Raw genomic sequence first — 19,230 nt, forward strand, 5'->3', positions numbered from 1 at the left:
ACCACAAAGCCTATGGGCCGCGAAAGGGTCCACCCCCTTATGAACGGAGCTCGGGCGCTACTTCTCGCGTCATTGATGATGATCAGCGGTTGCGTCCAGACCCCTCCAGCGGCGGACGCCCCCGCAATTGTGGAACAAGCCGCACCGAGCGAACCCGCCGTTGCCCAGGCGACCGAGTTGAGCGAGCGCGCCGAACAGCTCTCATACATCACGAACGGGACGTGGAGTTTCACGGTCGCGCCAGGGAAGTACTCCATACTTCCCGCCTTGAGCGTCAGCGTAGACGTCTCGCTTCCCCCGGAGGAGGGCGTCGAGGCCGCGGCCGGGATGGCGAAGGCCCACATGGGCGTTTTCCTACCTGACGTGCCGGCCGGGACCAAAGTCCCTGTCATCGTCGACGTCGGCCCGTACTACAGTGCGAGCTCCGGTAATGTGCCGCTACAGCTTGAAGGCGACACGGTGGCAACGGAGCCCGCCGCAAGACTCGGCAAGTTCCTCATCACCAATTTCGTGCCCCACGGCTACGCCGTCGCCCAGGTGAGTGTTTTCGGGACGGGCGATTCGACGAACTGCATGGACCTCATGGGAAAAAGCGAACAGGCCGGGATCGACGCCGCCATCACGTGGCTAGGGACCCAAGGCTGGTCGAATGGCAAGGTGGCGCTCATCGGCCGCAGTTACGACGGGACGACTCCATGGGAGGCGGCCGCGTCGGGGAATCCCCATCTCGCGACGATCGTGCCGATCAGCGGCCTCATCGGGCAACACGAACTGATGTGGCGAAACGGCAGCTCGGAAAGCCGCGGCGGAAGTGGGCTCCTCTATGCCATATATGCGGCCGACACGATCGACGGCGACGCAGGGGACGCGACGGCGGTCCTTTGCAAGGACTACCTTACGGGCGGCCCGATGAGCTGGGCCGCAGGCGTCACCGGCGACAACGTCGCGCCCGAGGTGAACGATTACTGGGTCGAGAGGTACTTCCTCGACCGCGCGCTCAAGAACTACAAGGGAAGCGTCTACCTCACCCACGGTCTCCAGGATTGGAACGTGGATCCCCACATGGCGTTCCCGACGCATCAGAAGCTCGTCGACGCCGGACTCGACGTCAAGGGCCTATACGGCCAGTGGGCGCACATGTACCCTGACAGGATCAACGAACACGTGGGACTCCCGGAAGGGTACGGAAAGGAAGCGTTCCCGAAGAGCGTGAGGTTCGATTGGGCACAGGACCTGTTGGAGTGGTTCGATTATTATCTCATGGGCCTCGGACCCAAGCCCGCTCTCGTCGCGGAAGTGCAAGACAGCGGCGGGTTGTGGCGCGTCGAGGAGACCTACCCGCCAAAAGACGCGAAGTGGATCGACCTGGCCCTCTCGACGGGCGAGAAGCTCCACGGCGACAGGCCCGACGTGATCACGTTGGCGGGAGCGGCCGGCCAGGTGGAAGGCGCCCCGGTGGACACCGACATTTCGCTTCGCTACAAGTTCGCTCCCCTCTCGCTTGACAAGGACACGCGGATAGCGGGACTCGCCCAACTTTCGCTCACGCTGACACCCTCCGGGCCAGGCGGCCAGGTGTTCGCTCAACTCAGGGACTCGGAGACGGGCCTACGCGTCGGGCACGCGATCATGGACCTTCGCTATGCCGCCGGTGGGAAAGAGATGGTCCCGGTGGTGCCTGGCATGCCGTTGACGGCGAAGATGGAGTTCGAAGCGTTCGACGTCGTGCTCCCCGCCGGACACGGCCTGGTCCTCATCCTGGCGCCGTTCGGGGAGGACTATCTCCCGAGCGACGTAAGCGACCCGCTCGTCGTCGACTCGGCCGCGAGCATCCTGAAGCTCCCGACGGTCGACCGTTCGCCGGAGGTCTTCTTCACGCCTCCGGAGCCCACCGTGGAAGCGGGCGCCGCCGTCGCACAACCCTGACCGGGAGGACACGAGGCTCGGCGCTTCGGCTCGCCAAAGGGCCCATCGATGGGTGCGCCGTTGTGCCGGCGACCTTCACGGGGCCGCGCATAGGAGCCGTCGAAGGTGCCACCCGGCACACACGTCCACCATAAGACCTATAATACTAGAAGCGGTCGATTGGCCGATGTCGGCGTCCAAAGCGTTGCTTCTCGCCGGATTCCTGTTGGTCTCCGGTTGCGTCTCGACCGCCCCACAAGACCTTACGACGGAGGCGCCGGTCGCCGAAACGGTGGTTGCGCCCGCCGCGGTCGAGCTCCGGGCCCGCACCGTGATGCCGTTCAACGCCGCATCCAACTACAGTTTCACGCTCGAGCCCGGCGTCTTTTCGATCCTCCCCGTCCAAAGCGTCTTCCTCGACGTCGCTCTCCCGGTCGAAGAGGGTGCCGCGGCGGCGGGCGACATGGCGAGGGTCCACATGGGCGTCTGGCTTCCACAGGTGGAGGCCGGTACGCGGGTGCCCGTCATCGCCGACGTCGGCCCGTACTATTCCGACGGCGACGACCCCGCCACCGAGCCGGCGCACCGGCTTGGGAAGTTCCTCATGGACAATTTCGTGCCCCACGGATACGCGGTCGCACAGGTCTCCGTCTTCGGCACCGGCCAAAGCACCCATTGCATGGACCTCATGGGCCGAAGCGAGCAACTCGGCATCGACGCGGCCGTGGATTTCCTCGGGACCGAGGCGTGGAGCAACGGGAACGTCGCTTTGATCGGACGAAGCTACGACGGGTCGACGCCGTGGGAGGCCGCGACGTTCGGCAACCCCCACCTCAAGACCATCGTGCCGATCAGCGGCCTCATCGGGGCGCATGAACTCATGTGGCGTAACGGCAGCGCCGAGACGCGCGGGCCCATCATGCACAACGTCGTCTACGGGACATTTGGCATCGACTCGGAGCTTCCAAGCGGGCCTGATTCGCTCATGATGGACCCGACCGGCTCGATGGAACCCGACCCGGAGGACGCCCAGACGCTTTGCAAGGATTACGTGGCGGGTCCCGCCCAAGGTGCGGCGGCGTACGCGACCGGCGACCATGTCGCTGCGATGGCGAACGACTACTGGGAAGAGCGGAGTTTCCTTCCGCGCGCCCTCGAGAACTACAAGGGCTCGGTCTATTTCATCCACGGCCTCCAGGACTGGAACGTCGACAATCACATGGCGTTCCCGACTTACTACAGGCTCCAAGACGCCGGCCTCGAGGTCAAGGGTCTCTTCGGCCAATGGGCGCACATGTACCCCGACCGCATCCAGGAGCACAAGGGGCTTCCATCGGGACGCGGCAAGGAGGCGTTCCCCCAGTCCGTGCGCTTCGATTGGGCGCAGGACCTCTTGGGCTGGTTCGACTACTACCTCAAGGGCCCCGGCGCGAGGCCGGTCCTACGCGCCGAGGTGCAAGACAACGCAGGGGCTTGGCGCGTCGAGGCGACGTATCCGCCGAAGGATGCCTTGTGGCTCGACAACCGGCTTTCCGCGGCGACGAAAGGCCACGCCGGGGAGGATATCCTGTACGGCGCCGAGGACTTCGCCTCCGGCGTCGGGAGCATCCTCACGTACAATTTCCTGCCATTGAGCGCGGAGAAGGATTTGCGCATCGCCGGAATGACCCAGTTGCAACTCTCGGTCACTCCGACGGGACCCGGCGGGCAGGCCTACGCTATCCTTCGGGACGCGGAGACCGGCATGCACCTCGGCCACGCGATCATGGACGCGCGCTACGCACAAGGCGGCACGGAGATGATGCCGGTCGTCCCCGGACAACCCCTTACGATGATGATGGAGTTCTGGGCGATGGACGTCGTACTCCCGGCCGGTCACGGGTTGAAACTCCAGCTCTCCGCGACGGGTGAGGATTACCTGCCGAGCGCAGTGAACGACCCACTTGTCATTGACCTTGCCCACAGCGTCTTGAAGGTCCCGACGATCGAGCGTGGACCCGAGGCATTCTTCACCCCGCCCCCGATCGATCCGGCATTCCTTGCCACGGTCCAAGGGCAGGAACAACAGCCGTAGACGTGGAAAGGCGATCCGGGAAGCGGCCAAAGAAGCGTCGGAGAGGTCTTCTGTTCCGCGGCGCGTGGCCGCATCGTTTCCGCGAGGGTGACGACATCACTCCCAGGACGTGTCAGCGTCGGTTCTCGGACCATCCGGCGTCCGCGCCCCTACTCTCCAAACCATTCTTAAAACCCACATCCATTCCAGGCCATGGCCGGACTCATAGGGCTCACGGCGGCCGACATCGACTTGCAAGACATTCTCAAGGCCCCGCGCTGGGAGTACGATGGCGAGTGGATCCCTCACCCCGTCGTGCGTCTCACGACGACGCTTCCCGTCGCCGTCCAAAAGCCTGATGTCCGAACGATCGTCCGGGCACGTTGGGGCTTCGACGTGGGCGCCGGGCGGCCGATCGGCAATGCGCGGGACGACAAACTCCTCGAAAGCAGGCTCTGGGGCAGCATGTTCGGGAAAAGCCACTGCCTTGTGGCCTCCACCGGCATCTACGAGATGATCGAGGTCGAAGGGAAGAAGGAGAGTTACTGGTTCCGTCGCCGCGACAAGAAGCCCATCGTGATGCCGGGGATCTGCGGGATGCGGCATGCGAAGGGCGAGGATCGGCTTTGCGCCGCCATGATCACCACGGAACCGAACGACTTCTTCGGGGAGTACCACGACCGTCAGGTCTGCACGCTTTCCTCACGGGAGATGGACGCGTGGCTTTCCAACGGCGAACCGAAGGGGTTCATGAAGCTCCTCCACGCGCCCGAAAACGACGAGTGGGAGGCGGTACCTGTGGATGGACGTATCTTCAGACCGGGTCGCGTCGAGATGGAACACCTCGTCGAGCAGGGAAAACCACTTCGCTGGAGTGGAAAGTGAGTCGCATGGGGGGTCGCGTCGCATAGGTGGTTCGCATCGCATACGGGGAGTGAGTCGCGTAATGCTCCAAGCCCTTGGACTTGGCGCAAGTTCCCAAGCACCGCCTGGCGATGGAGCGTGAACGCTCTTGTGCGGACGCGTAGTGTGGGTCTGGGACGCTGCGACCGGCGAACTCGTGCGGATGTACGACGAACGCGTGATGGACGATCCCGAAGTCCGGCACGTCCTCGAAAAGAACCGGTACAACGTCCCCCCCGCGAGCCACTTGCCCGTGATACTTGGCATCGGTGAAAGTTCGAAAGTCGATGTCGCCCGATGGGGCTTTCCGATCCCGAAGCGGCCAAACGGTGTTTTCAACACGAAGATCGAGACCGCGAAGGATTCGCCACTGTGGCGAGGCCTCATCGGGGAGAGCCATTGCCTCTTTCTTGTGAAGGGCTTCTATGAGTGGAAAAATGAGGGAAAGCGAAAGGTCCCACACTTCATCCATCGACGCGACCGTCGCCCCATGCTTCTCGCGGGGGTCTTTGCGAAAGGCCGGGGAGGAGCGGAATCCAAGTGGCTCGCGAGTATCGTCACATGCGCCCCGACCAGGCAGATGGCTGAAATACACGATCGGATGCCCGTTGTGATCGAGGAAGTCGACGCGGCCGATTGGCTCCATCCCCGATCATCCGGGATGGGAAGGGTGCTCGAACTCGCAGCGCCAGGCGGCGACGTCCTAGACTCGCACGCGGTCGGCGCGGCCGCGAACGACACGGGAAACGACACACCGGCCCTGATCGAACCGGTGAGGCACACCAAATTGTTCTGACGAACCATGGGAAGAACTTTGGGCCACTGCATGGGAAACCCCCTTCGCGGCGCGCCTTCGCGTCGGCGCAACCGGGAAATGTCGGGACGTGGATTCTTCCTCGTGGCCGGCCTCGAAGGCATCGATGCTTCCAAGATGGAGATAATCGACGCGCTCGGAGGGACGCGATGGGCGTACGACGAAGACGAACGCGTCGCGAAACCACTGCTTCGACACGCGGACTTCGCCCCCGTTGCGATCGTCGTCGACGGCGAGCGCGTCATAGAGAAGGTGCGGTTCGGAATGCCCGGTTTCCAAGGCCGATTGATAACGAACGCCCGCGACGACAAACTCATGGAGTCGCCATCGTGGACGTCGCTCTTTGGAAAGTCGCACTGCCTCACGGCGATAAGCTACGTCGTCGAGACCGACAAGAAGACGAAGACCACCTACCGCGTACAGCGCCGCGATGGAGCGCTCATGGTGGTTCCCGGCCTCGTTGCGCGTCGGCACATCAAGTTCGCGAGCACGGGAAACGAGTACGACGATCTCTGCCACGTCCAGGTCACCGCCGACGCGAACGACTTCGTCGCCACGATCCACGACCGCTTCGTATGCGAGCTTTCGACCAAGCGTGAACGCGACATGTGGATGAGCCCGGCGGAGCACGACGTCGCGGCCCTTGCGAAGTTACTCGTGCAGGCGCCAAATGACAGGTACGAGATGGTGCCCATCGCCAGCGACGCGTGGAAGCGGCGAGACGATCCGGACGCGACAAAGCCGATCGGGGACGCTGTCACATGGGCGGGCAAAGCCGGAGCCAATACGACCAGACCATCGACAAAGTCGGATGGGGGAAAGGGCGCCCGCACGAGGAGGCTGGACCAATGGCAGGAGTGATAGGACTACGCGGCCCCGACATCGACAAGCGCGACGCGCTACGCGGCTACAAGGTCGAATGGGAGGACGCGGACCGGCCGATAATACGGCCGCACACGGGTTGCCCCGTTCTGTATCTTAAGGACGGCGTGCCCACCGTGGAGCGGCACGTTTTCGGGTTCTCCAAGGAATTCACATCGTTCAACGCAAGGGCCGACAAGCTCGAGACGGGCAAGATGTGGAGCCGCATGTTCGGGAAGAGCCATGGTATCGCGCCCGTGAGCTACATCCTTGAATGGGCGGATCTCGGCGATGGGAAAAAACCGTACAGGATCGAGCGCGCCGACGGGGCCGCGATGGCGGTCCCCGCGCTCGTCGGGCACTACTGGGAGGACAAGACGAAGAGAGCGTTCGCACTCATCACGGTCGAGCCGAACGAGTTCATCGGCAAGATCCACAACCGAGTCATCGCACAGCTCGACGACGGGATGTTCGACACGTGGCTTTCGCCGGAGAAAAACGACGCGAAGACGCTCCGGGGATGTCTGTCGCCCGGTCGTAACGACGACTTCGTCGCTTACCCGCTGAAGGCCGATGTGGGAAGCGCTAGGTTTGACGATCCGAAGGCGTTGGAAGCGGTCGGGAAAGGGCTAGAGTGGAAGGACGTGGAAGGCGGCGGGGCAAAGGACGCCGACGACGGGGCCAAAAAGACGAAGAGCGGGCGGACAAAGCAGGGCGGTCAGTCGAAACTTTTGGAATAGTGGAAAAGGGCTGTGCGTCAGGCGCGGTCTGGACGGATCCACTTCACGGGCGTCACCTCGAAACGTCGGGCCTTCGGGCCGCGGGGACGTCGCGTTTCGCCCATGAGCCACCTGTATAGTGCTTCCTCATCGTAGCCGAACGGGGAGAGCATCGTCTCTACCGAGCGCGCGAGGAGCCTCACGTAGAAGCCCACATCGTACTCTTGCGTCTTGCCGCTAAGCCATTGTGACTCTCGCTTTGTCAATTCGACCGGCATCACGCGGGCCCTCCACGGGCCTCGTCTTCTCGTGACGACGTATTTCACGTACTCGCCCGGTTTCCGCTCGACACCGGCGGCCTTGAGGGCCTTCAACGCGGCCTTCGTGTTCGTGTTCGCTGCGTAATCGTCGGGCCCCATGCGGGTCTGCAGCATGAGGCCGAGCTCCTCGGGGGCGACTTCGCGCCGTCGCATGGATACGGCCGCCCTCTTGGCCACTTGTAGGGCATGCGGTATGCACGCGAGGAAGTCTTCCGCGTTGTCTGCCTCGGCGAAGACGTCGAGCATCCCCTGTTGCACGTTGTAGATCCACTCGGGTGTCGAGTGCCGCTGCACTTCGATACCGCGCACTTTGATGGTGCCGTCCTCGAACTTGCCGTAGTAACGGTTTGGAACGCCCACTACACCGGCACGATCGTAGGATGGCAGGCCACCGGATCGCTTTTCATATGATGGGGAGTGCGTCTTCGACGGGAGGAGCACGAGCCACTTGTACACTCCCTCCACGTCCATCGGTACACCCACCTCGTTCGTTATCCGCCGCGAAAGGCGCATCGCGTCGGCGCGAGTCACCCCTGGCTTGTGCATGAAGACGCAATCGGTGAGCGTGTGGACGACGGTGTAGCCTTCGTCGTTCGCGATCTCGCGGCTACGGGTCATCCCCGCCCTGCCGAGGCACTGTATCGCCTGGTGCACCTCGGCGCAACCGAAGCGGGCGTTGCGGTAGCGGAAGTAGCCGAAGCAGACGACTCCGAGGGCCTTGTGCTCGGATTTCACGGCCTTGGCCTTCTCGACGAGGTCGCGAGGGACGGTCACGATAGATGGCAGTCGGCGTCCATCAAACCTTTTCGGGTGAGGCGGGTGAAAGTGTCAGGCATTTTCGGTGACGGCCCAACGGCAACCATTATATGGTAACCTATGCACATACATATAGCGAGCATATGGCAATCACCACAATCCAAATCGACGCCAAGACGCGCGAACGGCTGTCGCGCCTCAAGACCGGCCCACGCGAGACATATGACGAGATCCTCCAAAAATTCTTGAGCCTCATACCGGAGGGCGACGAGGAAGGCCATTACACCGACAGATTCCGCGCCGGTGTCCTTGAGTCCATGATGCAGGCAGCCGTAGGCGACGTGATCCCCCTCGGCGAGGCGAAGAAGCGTTTGGGCCTGTAGATGGCCTGGACCATCGTCCTCACGAAGAAGGCGTGGGGCGACCTCCAACGCCTCGACCGCGAGACCCAAAGGAGAATCGCGACCAAGCTGGAGTCCGTGGCTTCCGACCCTGCTCGCTCGTTTCAGAAACTCGTAGATAGCCCCCAGTACCGGCTCCGTGTTGGCGATTATCGGATCCTAGCGTTACTGGATTTTGGAGCAGAACGGGTGACAGTGCTTGCCATCGGGCATCGGAAGTCGATCTACGGCTAATCTCGTTCTTCGATTCCTTCCCTCTCCGCCCTCCTCAACATCGCCTTCACGTACCTCCTATGCCCCCACAACCGCCTCAGTATCTCCGCCTGGTGCCCGTAGTGGCGTCGGCACACGTGCATGCCGAGTTCCGCAGCGACCTTCGCCTGCGGTCGCTCTCGCAGAGGTTTCAGTTTGTGGTGTCGACGGAGAGGTCGTGGACTTGATCCAGGCACCCCACATGGAAACATTTATATGTTGCTAAAAGGCTACAAATGTTGCCAAACAGCGACACAATGCGCTTCCACAAAGTCATCGAAGAGGTGATCGGAGGGCGCCTCCCGATCCGCGTCTTTCGCGTCCTCGTCACGTTTCCATCGAAGGAATTCACCGGCCGCGAACTTGCGCGCACGGCGGGAGCGGATGCCTCCAAGACGATCCAGTACCTCAACACGCTCCTGGATCATGGCCTGGTGGAGCGCCGCACCGTCGGCCACAGTCAACTCTGGAGACTACGCCAAGGTCACTACCTCGTCAAGAAGCTCGGCCCTGTGCTCGGTCTAGAAAGAGCGGCGATTGGGGATCTATACGCGCTGATATCGAAGAAGCTCCGCGCAATCGGCGTCGTTGAAACGGCCATTATCTTCGGCTCCGTAGCGCGTGGCGAGGAGCGGCCGGATAGCGATATAGACCTCTTCATACTCGTGGATGGCAAGTCGGAGAAGAATATGCTCATGCTCACTCTCGAGGAACTGGCGAAGGAGGTCGCCGATTCTTTCGGCAACCCCCTCACGCCCGTCGTATATACACGACGCGAGCTTTCCCAAAAGCGCGACCTGCCCCTCGTGGCCTCGATCCGCCGCGAGGGGGTATTGGTCCTGGGAGCAGGGCTTGAGAACGGAGAGACTGGACAAGGGTAAGGCTCGCGTTTATCTCCGGAAGGCCCAAGACTTCGCGTCGGGCCTAAGGCGTTCGGCGGATCGCGAAGAATGGAATTCGGTCGGGCTTCTCTCGGTGCACCTCGTGATATCCACGGCGGACGCCCTGACGACTTTCTATCTTGGCGAGCGGTCCCGCTCCCAGGACCACGGGGACGCGGCCCAATTATTGCGGCGGATCCCCGTCACGGGCATAGAAGAACACGCGGACAAGGCCTTGGAGGTGATCCGCGTGAAGAACGTAGTTGAGTACGAGGCGAGAGAATTCGAGGAGACGGAGGCGACGGCCACGATGAAGAAGGCCCTGAGGTTTCACGAGTGGGGACGCCAACAGTTGGGGGAGCGGTGAGCGGTCATGAAGGCCACAAAGGGGGTGCGTGAGCCTCGTCTGCGGTGGTTGATGGCACGACCCCCTCCCTCTCCGCCCTCTTCAATATCGCCTTGACGTAACGCCTGTGCCCCCACAACCTCCTCAGTATCTCCGCCTGATGCCCGTAGTGCCGCTTGCACACGCGCATCCCTAGTTCCGGCACGACGAACGCCTCCGGATCGTCTCTGCAGCAGTCACAGTTGATCGTGTCGCTTGAAAGGTTGTTCATGACGACGAGGCTCGGATAGTAGCCCGAGAAATCGCACGCGACGACGTCGCTGTAGACTCCCGGCTCCGGGTTCACTATCTGTCCGCCGCGATCCACTGCGCAAAGGGTCGCGGCGTCCTTCCAGTCTTCTGCGAGGTTGCGCTTCCACGGGAGAGCGACACCCCAGTCTGTCGCGAGGTCTATCTGCATCTGTTGAAGCGCGTAGCCTGCGCCGTTACGGTTCACGTCCTGCGCCCGGCGGTTGGCCACACGCGAGAGGTAGATTATCCCGTGGAGGTCCTTCCGGTCGTCCTCCGAGTCCAAGGTCTTTTTCGAAAGATCGACGTGCCAACGGCCGCGTAGATAGTACGCGTTCGTCTTGAAGAGCCAGCGTCCGTACGTGTGGATGCTCTTCGACTCCTGGTCGGGCCTGTCGGGAAGCGGATCCTCGTCGCGGCCCAACCGCACTTCGCGCTCCAAGTCGAGCTTACGTATCCGGCGCAAGAGATACGGGATGTCCCACCGGTCGCCGTGGCGCGTTATCAACACGTCGGGATCGAGCGTACGTATGCGTGCGTTCAATTCCCGGAGCACGCCGCGTTCTGCAGCCTCGTCGCCGGGCTTTGCGCACTTGAGTTCCTCGTCGCCGAACCTCACCGACTCCAAGGCGTCCTCGAAGGAGTGGACGTGCCCTCCTTTCACGGTCTTCACTTCAAGCCGCACCGTCTTTAGGCCCGGGTCCGGATAATCGAACGTCCATCGGTCCTCGCCGTCGTAAAGTCCGAGGCCATGCTCAAGCGCACTCGACGAACGCGCGTCACTGCCACGCTCCATGAGCCGGTCGGGGTCCAGCCTGCACATGGAGAAGAGCCCTTGCGAGTGCATCCATCTGCTCTCGGCCTGGTGGTCCACGTCGAAGAACAGGAACCCCTTCGTGTGGGTCTCCTTCCGAAGCCTCGTCGCTATGGAGAACGTGTCCTGGAACCGCCGTGGCCTCACGCGTAGGACAGGTTCCTTGGGGCCTCGTAGCCAGAGCGCCGTCTCGTCGCGCCGCATCGACTCGACCCGTTCGTCCAGCTTCAGGACGTCTTCGGCCGTTTCGAGCGGCTCCGCCTCGGCGCGGACAGCGAACTCAGGCTGGTACCGTACGAGCCTCTTCAAGGTCTTCGAGCCGTGTTTGACCCAGATGACCAAGCTCGAGAGCCGTGGGTGTGGGTATGCGTCGAACAACCAGGCCGGCTTCGGCGAGTGCATGACAGGCCTCCTCCAGTTGCATCTTCATCACTGCGATCTCCGCTCTCGTCTCGTCGAGTTCCCGCATGCCTTCAAGGAGCATCGAGAGCATCACTGGGCGCTCGAAGTCGAGGTGCGGTCGGCGGTTTATCGCGTTCGAATGACGTCGTGCGCGTACCACGAGTTCGTCGAACCATCTTTGCTCCCTCGGATGCAGCTCCGAGCGGAACGCGTCATAGCGGGCCTCGAACGTGTCGAGAGCCATCGTCGTCGTGGGGGTCGATTGGCCCATGTTCTCACGATATACTCCTGTTGAACGGGGCTATACCCTTCTTGGACGGGGGGGAGTGAAAGTGGGACAAAACATTGATATGACGTGGCAGAGGATCGTGCTTTCACCATCCATTGCCGAGAAGATCCATCTGCCGCGACGAACCCGATTCGCCGGCATCGCCCGGAATCGGGACGACGTTCTCCCCTGCGCTTCTCTTTCCAAGGGTCCAACGCCTCTCGACGCCCTCATCGACAAGTGTAGCAAGCGCAGGGTGCGTGAGCCGCAAACGCGCCATGTCGACCCCGATGAGGATCGGGACCCTGTGCTTCGTGGCGAGCCCACGCAGATGTGCGAGGCTGTACTTCACGTAATCCTCCTGTTCCCAATCCTTCAATTCGTCGGTCGAGAACAGCCTGTCGTATGGAAGCGCGAGCACGAGTGAGGTCTTCGTCGTCTCAAGTCTCGCTCCCAATTGCTTCGTGAGCACGGTGTCCCATTGGAAAGGCGTCATGCACCGCTTCACGAGCACGCGCCCGGCTCCGTCGTCGGCCGAGTGGCCTCGAACGAGGTTCAATTCGGCGAAGTTGTACGGATTGAAGCCGTGGTCGCCGTCGCACCAGAGGACCTGGCCATCCATGTTGTGGACTGTGTGATGGGCGAGTTCCTGCGCAACTTGACGCACATGACACGTCGGCCCGTCAAGAAGTACCAGTCCATCGACGAAGAAGCGGGACCACACGGTCGAGTCTTGGCTTCCATGGGGAAGTCAGAGACGATGGGGTGGGTGAAAGTGTGCATGGTCAAAAGTCGTCATCTTGGTGGCGGTCTTCCGTCACTCGCGGGAATCGTGACGATGAAGGCGGAGCCCCGTCCTCTTCCCTCACTTTCGACGCTCACGCGGCCACCGTGCGCCTCCGCTATCCCTTTGCAGATGAAAAGCCCCAGGCCCGTCCCGCGCTCCGGGATCTCTCCCCTGTCATGGACCTGGCTGAAGGGCTTGAACAAGCGGGCGATCTCATCCGGCGTCAATCCGCGCCCGGAATCGCGCACCTTCACCGAGACCGTCCCTTCCATGGATTCCAAAGTCAGGGTGACGTTTCCGCCCCGCGGCGTGAACTTGAGGGCGTTCGTCACAAGATTGTAAATCATCTGCGTCACGCGTCCCGGGTCGGCGACCACGCGCGCCTCGACGCCATCCTGCATCTCCAATCTCACGCCGCGCTTTTGCGCCTCGGGAGCGTACGCCTCCACCGCGCCCCGAAGAAGTGCTTTCATCTCGACGTCTTGAAGCTGGAGCCCGAGCCGTCCCCTCTCCATGAGCGACAGGTCCTTCAGATCGGCGACCAGCCGCTCCACCTGAGCGAGGTTTCTTCGCAGGATATCGAGGGTCTTGGCGGTGACGGGTCTGTCGGGGCCCGCGAGCGCCAGTTGGATCTTCATCGGCGTTATCGGCGAGCCGAGGTCGTGGACGATGTTGTTGATCATCTGCCTTTGTTGTTCCTCTTTTTCACGAAGCTTGCGCTTGTCGCCTTCGAGCTCCGTTTTCACGGTTTCCAATTCCCGGATGTCGCTTTCCCGGGTCCTCGCCGCCGCCGTCATCAAGGCGGCCATGACGACCACGAAGAACAAGAGCGTCACAAACATCGTTGAATCGGCGGCGGCCGGAGAGCGCCAAGGGACCACGAACAGGATGGCGAAGATGTTCGCGAGGCCGAACACCACGGTCGCTCGCGATCCGATGATGATGCCACTCATGAAGATGGGGAGAATAAGGTAGTAGAGGGTCGTGTCTGCCGGATCCTCGTCCACGCCGGCGTACCAGAGAGTCCAGATCGAAACCGTCGTGATCACGATCGCCGCGTAGGCTGCGTATTGGTAACCGTGCTTGCGAGAAATCGGGTAAAGGGCGCCAAGAAGCACCACGGTCGCAAAGGAAACGGCGAGTTGGACCGCGCTCTCGTAGGAATCATGGGTCGGATACACGACCATAAGGCTGAGCGATGCGGCTCCAAGCGGGATGAGCATGATTATGAAAAGTGAGGTGAGGCGCGCCCTGCGCCTCGCGTCGAGGCCCTCCACCGTGTCATCGGGCTCGATCCATGCCGCGTTTAGGCCCGGCTCTGCCCGCCGAACATTCGCGGTCGTCGGATCTTCGGAGCTTTCCGGCGATTCCTCGACCACGTCCCAGGACCGCGGTCCTTTGGCATCAACGTTGGCATCCCGCCGTTCACTATTTTTTCAAACGTCTATTCATCTCGTCGAGGGTCTTCGGCCAATCCTCCCGAAGAAGCCGTGAGAGGGCCCGGTCGGCAAGCAACTTCCCGCCCGTCTGGCATGTCGCACAATAGTTCGCTTCGTTCTCCCCGGATACGATTCGCTGCACGCTCGAGCCGCAGACCGGGCACGGCTCCTTGTAACGCCCGTGGACGGCCATCCCGTCCCGAAACGCCGTGACCTTCTCCGGAAAACCTTCGCCGACCTCTTTGCGAAGCCTTCCGGTCCATTCGACGAGCACCTCCCTGGTCGCCGCGTGGAGACGGGCGGCCTCCTCGTCTTCGAGCCTCTGCGTGAGCTTCACAGGCGACAATCTCGCCCTGTGCAGGATCTCGTCCGAGTACGCGTTTCCCACACCGCTCAAGATACGTGGGTCCGTGAGCGCGCGTTTCAACGTGTGGTTCTCGCGTCGCAGCGCCGCGGTGAAGGCGCTTCTATCGGCCTCCAACGGCTCGACGCCGGCGGGCGCGAAAGCGAGGGCCGCGTCTATGCCTGTTACCATGTGGAGCGACGCCCTTTTCTTGGAACTCGCTTCGGTGACTAGAAGCGTCCCGTTCTCGAAGTCCAGGCCAGCGAGCGTGTTCCTTCCCGTTAGCTTCGCTCCCGTCTTCCTCCAATGGAATCGACCTGCGATCATCAGGTGGATGATGCAGTGCACGCCATCGTCGAATGCGAACACGATGCGCTTGCCGAGTCGGAAGACGCGCGTGATGGTCCTACCGACCATGGCCGACGGCGCGGGCTCGACCGTGCGCACGAGAAACGGGCTGGCGATCCGGACGCTTTCGACTCGTCGCCCGACGACGCGCCGTTCGAGCGCTTCGACGTAGACCGTGATGTCTGGGAGTTCTGGCACTACTCTTCGCCCGCGTAGGAGGCAGGGGCATAATCAAAGAGCGGCGTTTCCATGTGGTCGCGGCATTCCGCAGCGTCCCAATGGACAACCATTAACGTACGATTATGGCGTTTTGACCAGATACCTTTTTATACCGTGTCCGTTGGCCCTTCTAGTGTATGACTATGAATTCCGGAAAGGTCCCAGTGCTCGTCGCATTCCACTGCCCGCGATGCATCGCGCCGAACTCGGTCGAGCTCATCGCGCTCAGCCGAAGCGGCTTCATGAACTGCGACGGGTGCGGCAGGCGCCTCAAGAGCGCCGACGTAATGCGGGCACTCATCACATCGCGTCGCGTCGAGACACGACGCGTTGAGACAGCGAAAGCCGCAATGATGCCCCTGCGGCCCGCGTAGGGCGCGCATCGCCTCCAGGTAAGGTGCGACGGCACCTTATTTCTTGTTTTTCTTCGAGGTACTGGATTCGACCATCGTGCCGATCGCCGTCCCGGGAAGTCCCCTGGCGAAGCGGACCATGACGCTTTTCGTGCCATGGACCTTGTAGATTTTTCCCCTGATCGTCTTGCCGGAGGGGTCGGTCCAGACGACGTGCGTCCCGAGAAGCGCTTCTCGGTTCGCGGCGCCGACTTCGATTATCGCCAACGCGTTGTCCTTGTTTCCGACACGGCCGCTGAACGTCGCGATCTGAAGTGTGCTCATGGGTCCCCCCAGCGTCTTGTCCCATTTGACCTTTTCTGAAGAAGGGCGCGGAAAACACCTGCACTTACAAGGGCGAAGGTCCTAGTCATCGTCGGGGTCGTCTTCGGGTTCGTCGGGCTCTCCCGGGAACGGGCCGGGCGCCGGGGGCCACGGAGTCCGCGGGTCGGGTTGTGAGAACGGCCAGAACGGGTTCATCATGTTGTGGTACTATTGCGCGGTCTTTCGCCATTAATGTTCGGTCAAGAGGTTATCGCCCCATCCCAGACTCTTCCCTGATTATCGCGAGAAGTTTCTCTTCGAGCGCTTTAGCAGGGATATCGGGTAGCGATATGAGCGTCGTCGCACCGGTTATCCCTTTGCCGCTGCGTTTGGCCGAGATGAGCCCCTCGCCTTCCAGTTCCTTGATGTAGGTCCAGAACTGCGTGTGCGCCCTGGCCCTGTCGCCGAACTCCTCGCAGGCGAGCGCGTAGCGCGATTCCGCCTCGCTCGTGCGGGCGAACGCCTGGCCGGAAAGAAGCGAGCGGCTGATCCCAAGAAGCACCAACCGCTTATGGGGGTCGAGTTCGAGGAGCTTCGATTCCGTGACGAAGCTGTACGTGTCCGCCTTCGCCGCGCGCACGTGCTCCGGGCTCACCGTGCGTTGGCCTTCCGTGTCCGCCAGTTCGCCGGCTTTCCCGAGTATCTCGATGGCCATACGCGCGTTTCCGCCGTCCTCGGCCGCGATGTCGGCGACGAGTTCGACGCAATCCTCGTCGATCGTCCCCTTGTGGAAGGCGAGTTCGGCGCGCTGCATCACGATAGTCGCAAGCTGCTGTGCGGTGTAGCGCGTGAGCGTTATCGTGTTCGATGCCTTGAAAGTGGAGCGGGACGCCTCGTCCATGAGGAGTCGTGGGTTCTCCTGGCTCACGAGTATGAGCGAGACGCTGAAGTTCGCTCCCGGCTCGTCCTCCGTGAAGCGTGTGAGCCTGTAGATGATGTCGGGGCCGGATTTTCGAAGGAGTATCTCGGCCTCGTCGAGTATTATGATGAGGCGCGCCCCGCGTTTCGTGAGGTTCTTCTTCAGTATGTCGAGCATCTCGGTCGTCGAGAAGCCGCGGTCGGGGAAGTTCGGGGAGAAGTGGCTCACGATCTTGAGAAGGGACGCGGATTCGGTGGCCCTTCGCCGACAATTCACATCCGTCCATTCGACGAGCACACCGCGCTCGGAGGCGAGCTTCTTGAACTCCTCCGCGAAGCGTTTGGCGAGAGCGGTCTTTCCCGAGCCCACGGGCCCCGTGATGAGCGCTGATTGTGGCGCGTTCGAGGTGATGAGCGAGCGGAATGAGCGGGCGAGTTGCCCCATCTCCTCTTCCCTGTGTGGAAGCCGCTCGGGCACGTAATCGAATTTGAGTTTCTCCGAGTCCTTGATCACCGACGCTCCTCGGAGCTCACTTTCGATTATCTCCCTCATTGATGGAATGACGCGGGGACCGGCTATAAATGATTTGTTCCGGTTCGGTGAAACTACCCGGTTGACGTCGCCGCCCGCCTTTCAACCCCGCATATTGCCAGCATGACGCCTATCGCCATTTTATCTCATTTTCAGGATTGGTCGATGCTCTCCCGATGATCGCGCTCTCCCCCGTCTTCGCCATTCCTCTTGGGGAAAGCATAATACCATGTCCCGATTAAGGCAGTAAGAAGCGGCATGACGAAGCCCCAAGGAAAGGACGGCGAGACGCTATCCGTCACCGTAGAGAACGTCCTCATGTCACCGCAAGGACCCGTAGTGATCCTTGCCCCGAAGAACGGCACGCCCAGTGAAAAAGTGCTCCCGATCTTCATCGACCAGTCCCAAGCACTCAACATCCAGCTAGCGCTGCAAGGCGGCGACCCGCCGCCGCGGCCGATGACCCACGACCTCTTCTCCGCCGTGATGAACGAACTCGGCGCGATCGTGTCACGCGTCGTCATCGAGGAACTGGCTCAGAACACGTTCTACGCGAGCCTCTTCATCAACGTCGAGCGGAACTCGAAGACGACGACCCACCGCTTCGACGCCCGCCCCTCCGACTGTATCGCCCTCGCCGTGCGACAGAACGCGCCCATCGAGGTGCGCCAACAGGTCATGGACTCGGCAGCCATCAAACGCACGAACCTGGTGGCCGAGAAGGTAGAGGTGGACGAATCCGACGCCGACCCCGAGGATCTCGGCGTATCCCGCTGATTCCCGCCCCGCCCCCGTCGGCGCCCCCCCGGGCCCGTTTCGCCTTAGGGCGATGTGCGCGCCGAGGCGCCACCGGGCCTCCATTCAGGCGCAAAGATTAATCCCCTCGACGCTGGTAGTCCCATCGGAGACCAGCCGTGACACTGTTTACCCGTCTTCGCTTGAAAGGCGTTGAAAACAAGCTCCGGACACTCCACGGCCTCCAAAAGGAGCTTCGAAAGAACCTCGAAGAGCTCGACCGCCGCAAATCCAAGGGCGAACTCACCGCCGAGGAGCACAAGGCGCGCTGGGACAAACTCGAAGCGCGTCGCAAGGACCTTGTCCACCGGATCGAGAAACTCGTCCACGACGAGGCCCAATTGAAAGCAAAGCTCGGTCAGTGACCCGCTCCGGTTTCAATCCACGTCCCGGTCGGATATCGCTCCTCCCACGCGGATCGCGGCAAAGTCCGGCTCTTCGGTGGCGCTCCGTCCTATTCCGAATCGTTATGCGTTCGAAACGTTTTGCTTTACCGTGCCCGGGGGGCTCCAACGATTGCGTCGACTCTACCGCATCGCGACTCCCGTCGCGCTGCTTTCCCTCGCGGCGTCTATCGTCGCCACGGGCCTGCATTGGTCAGCGGCCGGACTTGTCGCCCCGATGGGGACACAGCCGGTCGTCGGCGCGTCCCTTCTCGCGGTCGGCCTCGCCGTGAGGGTGTACGCCCGTCACACCCTAGGCAGCCTGTTCTCCTACCGGTTGCGCCTTGTTGCCGACCACGACCTGGTCGAGCGTGGCCCTTACAAATTCGTGCGCCATCCGATGTACCTCGGAAGCCTCCTTGGTTGGCCCGGTCTTCCGATCGCGTTCGGGAGTCTCACGGGACTCGCGTTGATGGCGCCCGTTTTCCTGTGGCTTCTCCTCCGCGTCGAGGTCGAGGACGCGATGCTTCGAGAACGCTTCGGCGAGCGCTTCGACGCCTACTGCCGGCGGACGAAGCGCCTCGTTCCGTACCTGTACTGACGGGCCAATTCCACGGGAGCGCCAAACCATAATAAGGGGAATGGCCCCATTTTGGTGCGAGACCATGGCGGATCCTGGAAAGTCGGTGAAGCGAAGGCGTGCCGCCGGGGCGCGACCAAGAAAGACCGCCAAACGCCACGCGTCAAAGTCCAAGACCCGAAGCGCTCGGGCCCGCGCCCCGCGTCCTAGGGGGCAGGGAAAAGGACGTGCGGCGAAAAGAACAGTG

Annotated in this window: 22 protein-coding genes; 14 read left to right on the plus strand and 8 right to left on the minus strand. The window is 62.1% G+C overall.

Annotated features, from left to right (window positions below; translation table 11 throughout):
- Positions 1-39: 39 nt before the first annotated feature.
- From HY556_06795 to HY556_06820, 6 genes are all read left to right on the plus strand, one after another.
- Positions 40-1,926: a CocE/NonD family hydrolase gene (locus HY556_06795; protein ID MBI4393487.1), complete on the plus strand. Its 1,887-nt coding sequence runs from the start codon at positions 40-42 to the stop codon at positions 1,924-1,926.
- Between the two features lie 166 nt (positions 1,927-2,092).
- Positions 2,093-3,979, plus strand: a complete 1,887-nt coding sequence (locus HY556_06800; GenBank protein ID MBI4393488.1) for a CocE/NonD family hydrolase — start codon at positions 2,093-2,095, stop codon at positions 3,977-3,979.
- 192 nt (positions 3,980-4,171) lie between these two features.
- Positions 4,172-4,843, plus strand: a complete 672-nt coding sequence (locus HY556_06805) for an SOS response-associated peptidase family protein (protein ID MBI4393489.1) — start codon at positions 4,172-4,174, stop codon at positions 4,841-4,843.
- A 142-nt stretch (positions 4,844-4,985) separates the two neighbouring features.
- Entirely contained in the window at positions 4,986-5,657 is a 672-nt protein-coding gene (locus tag HY556_06810) for an SOS response-associated peptidase (protein MBI4393490.1), read from the plus strand.
- A gap of 102 nt (positions 5,658-5,759) precedes the next feature.
- Positions 5,760-6,536 carry an SOS response-associated peptidase family protein gene (locus tag HY556_06815; protein ID MBI4393491.1) on the plus strand — a complete coding sequence of 259 codons (777 nt, stop codon included), beginning with the start codon at positions 5,760-5,762 and terminating at the stop codon, positions 6,534-6,536.
- Complete coding sequence (locus tag HY556_06820) at positions 6,524-7,276, plus strand: SOS response-associated peptidase family protein (protein MBI4393492.1); 753 nt, start codon at positions 6,524-6,526, stop codon at positions 7,274-7,276. Before HY556_06815 ends, HY556_06820 begins: the two co-directional genes overlap by 13 nt.
- A gap of 17 nt (positions 7,277-7,293) precedes the next feature.
- Here HY556_06820 and HY556_06825 read toward each other — a convergent pair whose 3' ends face one another.
- A complete protein-coding gene (locus tag HY556_06825; protein MBI4393493.1) occupies positions 7,294-8,349 on the minus strand; it encodes a hypothetical protein in 1,056 nt (351 codons plus the stop codon).
- 125 nt (positions 8,350-8,474) lie between these two features.
- Here HY556_06825 and HY556_06830 point away from each other — a divergent pair, with 125 nt between their 5' ends.
- The 4 genes from HY556_06830 to HY556_06845 all read left to right on the plus strand — a co-directional run bounded on the left by HY556_06830 (position 8,475) and on the right by HY556_06845 (position 10,232).
- Positions 8,475-8,714 (plus strand): hypothetical protein, encoded by a 240-nt coding sequence (locus tag HY556_06830; protein MBI4393494.1) that lies wholly within the window; start codon positions 8,475-8,477, stop codon positions 8,712-8,714.
- Complete coding sequence (locus HY556_06835) at positions 8,715-8,966, plus strand: type II toxin-antitoxin system RelE/ParE family toxin (GenBank protein MBI4393495.1); 252 nt, start codon at positions 8,715-8,717, stop codon at positions 8,964-8,966. It begins immediately after the preceding gene.
- 254 nt (positions 8,967-9,220) lie between these two features.
- On the plus strand, positions 9,221-9,865 hold the full coding sequence (locus HY556_06840) for a nucleotidyltransferase domain-containing protein (protein ID MBI4393496.1): 645 nt from the start codon (positions 9,221-9,223) through the stop codon (positions 9,863-9,865).
- A 94-nt stretch (positions 9,866-9,959) separates the two neighbouring features.
- Positions 9,960-10,232, plus strand: coding sequence for a hypothetical protein (locus HY556_06845; protein ID MBI4393497.1), 273 nt, complete (start codon positions 9,960-9,962; stop codon positions 10,230-10,232).
- Between the two features lie 4 nt (positions 10,233-10,236).
- Here the strand turns inward: HY556_06845 and HY556_06850 are convergent, their stop codons facing one another.
- From HY556_06850 to HY556_06870, 5 genes are all read right to left on the minus strand, one after another.
- On the minus strand, positions 10,237-11,622 hold the full coding sequence (locus tag HY556_06850; protein MBI4393498.1) for a hypothetical protein: 1,386 nt from the start codon (positions 11,620-11,622) through the stop codon (positions 10,237-10,239).
- Complete coding sequence (locus HY556_06855) at positions 11,594-11,986, minus strand: hypothetical protein (protein ID MBI4393499.1); 393 nt, start codon at positions 11,984-11,986, stop codon at positions 11,594-11,596. Before HY556_06855 ends, HY556_06850 begins: the two co-directional genes overlap by 29 nt.
- Positions 11,987-12,089: 103 nt before the next feature.
- Positions 12,090-12,707 (minus strand): hypothetical protein, encoded by a 618-nt coding sequence (locus HY556_06860; protein ID MBI4393500.1) that lies wholly within the window; start codon positions 12,705-12,707, stop codon positions 12,090-12,092.
- 71 nt (positions 12,708-12,778) lie between these two features.
- A complete protein-coding gene (locus HY556_06865; GenBank protein ID MBI4393501.1) occupies positions 12,779-14,149 on the minus strand; it encodes a HAMP domain-containing histidine kinase in 1,371 nt (456 codons plus the stop codon).
- A gap of 49 nt (positions 14,150-14,198) precedes the next feature.
- Positions 14,199-15,098, minus strand: coding sequence for a formamidopyrimidine-DNA glycosylase (locus HY556_06870; GenBank protein MBI4393502.1), 900 nt, complete (start codon positions 15,096-15,098; stop codon positions 14,199-14,201).
- Positions 15,099-15,256: 158 nt separating this feature from the next.
- Between HY556_06870 and HY556_06875 the strand changes: the two genes are divergently transcribed.
- Positions 15,257-15,493 (plus strand): hypothetical protein, encoded by a 237-nt coding sequence (locus HY556_06875; protein MBI4393503.1) that lies wholly within the window; start codon positions 15,257-15,259, stop codon positions 15,491-15,493.
- Between the two features lie 36 nt (positions 15,494-15,529).
- Here HY556_06875 and HY556_06880 read toward each other — a convergent pair whose 3' ends face one another.
- Both HY556_06880 and HY556_06885 read right to left on the minus strand, forming a co-directional pair.
- Positions 15,530-15,796 (minus strand): 50S ribosomal protein L35ae, encoded by a 267-nt coding sequence (locus HY556_06880; protein ID MBI4393504.1) that lies wholly within the window; start codon positions 15,794-15,796, stop codon positions 15,530-15,532.
- 247 nt (positions 15,797-16,043) lie between these two features.
- Positions 16,044-17,246, minus strand: coding sequence for an AAA family ATPase (locus HY556_06885; GenBank protein MBI4393505.1), 1,203 nt, complete (start codon positions 17,244-17,246; stop codon positions 16,044-16,046).
- Positions 17,247-17,543: 297 nt separating this feature from the next.
- Here HY556_06885 and HY556_06890 point away from each other — a divergent pair, with 297 nt between their 5' ends.
- From HY556_06890 to HY556_06900, 3 genes are all read left to right on the plus strand, one after another.
- Positions 17,544-18,002: a bifunctional nuclease family protein gene (locus HY556_06890; protein MBI4393506.1), complete on the plus strand. Its 459-nt coding sequence runs from the start codon at positions 17,544-17,546 to the stop codon at positions 18,000-18,002.
- Positions 18,003-18,163: 161 nt separating this feature from the next.
- The gene (locus HY556_06895; GenBank protein MBI4393507.1) at positions 18,164-18,385 is read left to right on the plus strand and encodes a hypothetical protein; all 222 of its coding nucleotides are present in this window, start codon (positions 18,164-18,166) and stop codon (positions 18,383-18,385) included.
- A 130-nt stretch (positions 18,386-18,515) separates the two neighbouring features.
- Positions 18,516-19,004, plus strand: a complete 489-nt coding sequence (locus HY556_06900) for an isoprenylcysteine carboxylmethyltransferase family protein (protein ID MBI4393508.1) — start codon at positions 18,516-18,518, stop codon at positions 19,002-19,004.
- Positions 19,005-19,230 lie beyond the last annotated feature (226 nt).

The sequence above is a fragment of the Euryarchaeota archaeon genome (assembly GCA_016207515.1).
In the GTDB taxonomy this organism is placed as follows: Archaea; Thermoplasmatota; SW-10-69-26; order JACQPN01; family JACQPN01; genus JACQPN01.

Coding starts and splice junctions, on each gene's coding strand:
- HY556_06855 (MBI4393499.1), bottom strand. CDS start 11,986: ATGGGCCAATCGACCCCCACGACGACGATGGCTCTCGACACGTTCGAG.
- HY556_06890 (MBI4393506.1), top strand. CDS start 17,544: ATGTCACCGCAAGGACCCGTAGTGATCCTTGCCCCGAAGAACGGCACG.
- HY556_06820 (MBI4393492.1), top strand. CDS start 6,524: ATGGCAGGAGTGATAGGACTACGCGGCCCCGACATCGACAAGCGCGAC.
- HY556_06800 (MBI4393488.1), top strand. CDS start 2,093: ATGTCGGCGTCCAAAGCGTTGCTTCTCGCCGGATTCCTGTTGGTCTCC.
- HY556_06795 (MBI4393487.1), top strand. CDS start 40: ATGAACGGAGCTCGGGCGCTACTTCTCGCGTCATTGATGATGATCAGC.
- HY556_06830 (MBI4393494.1), top strand. CDS start 8,475: ATGGCAATCACCACAATCCAAATCGACGCCAAGACGCGCGAACGGCTG.
- HY556_06880 (MBI4393504.1), bottom strand. CDS start 15,796: ATGAGCACACTTCAGATCGCGACGTTCAGCGGCCGTGTCGGAAACAAG.
- HY556_06805 (MBI4393489.1), top strand. CDS start 4,172: ATGGCCGGACTCATAGGGCTCACGGCGGCCGACATCGACTTGCAAGAC.
- HY556_06875 (MBI4393503.1), top strand. CDS start 15,257: ATGACTATGAATTCCGGAAAGGTCCCAGTGCTCGTCGCATTCCACTGC.
- HY556_06885 (MBI4393505.1), bottom strand. CDS start 17,246: ATGAGGGAGATAATCGAAAGTGAGCTCCGAGGAGCGTCGGTGATCAAG.
- HY556_06840 (MBI4393496.1), top strand. CDS start 9,221: ATGTTGCCAAACAGCGACACAATGCGCTTCCACAAAGTCATCGAAGAG.
- HY556_06835 (MBI4393495.1), top strand. CDS start 8,715: ATGGCCTGGACCATCGTCCTCACGAAGAAGGCGTGGGGCGACCTCCAA.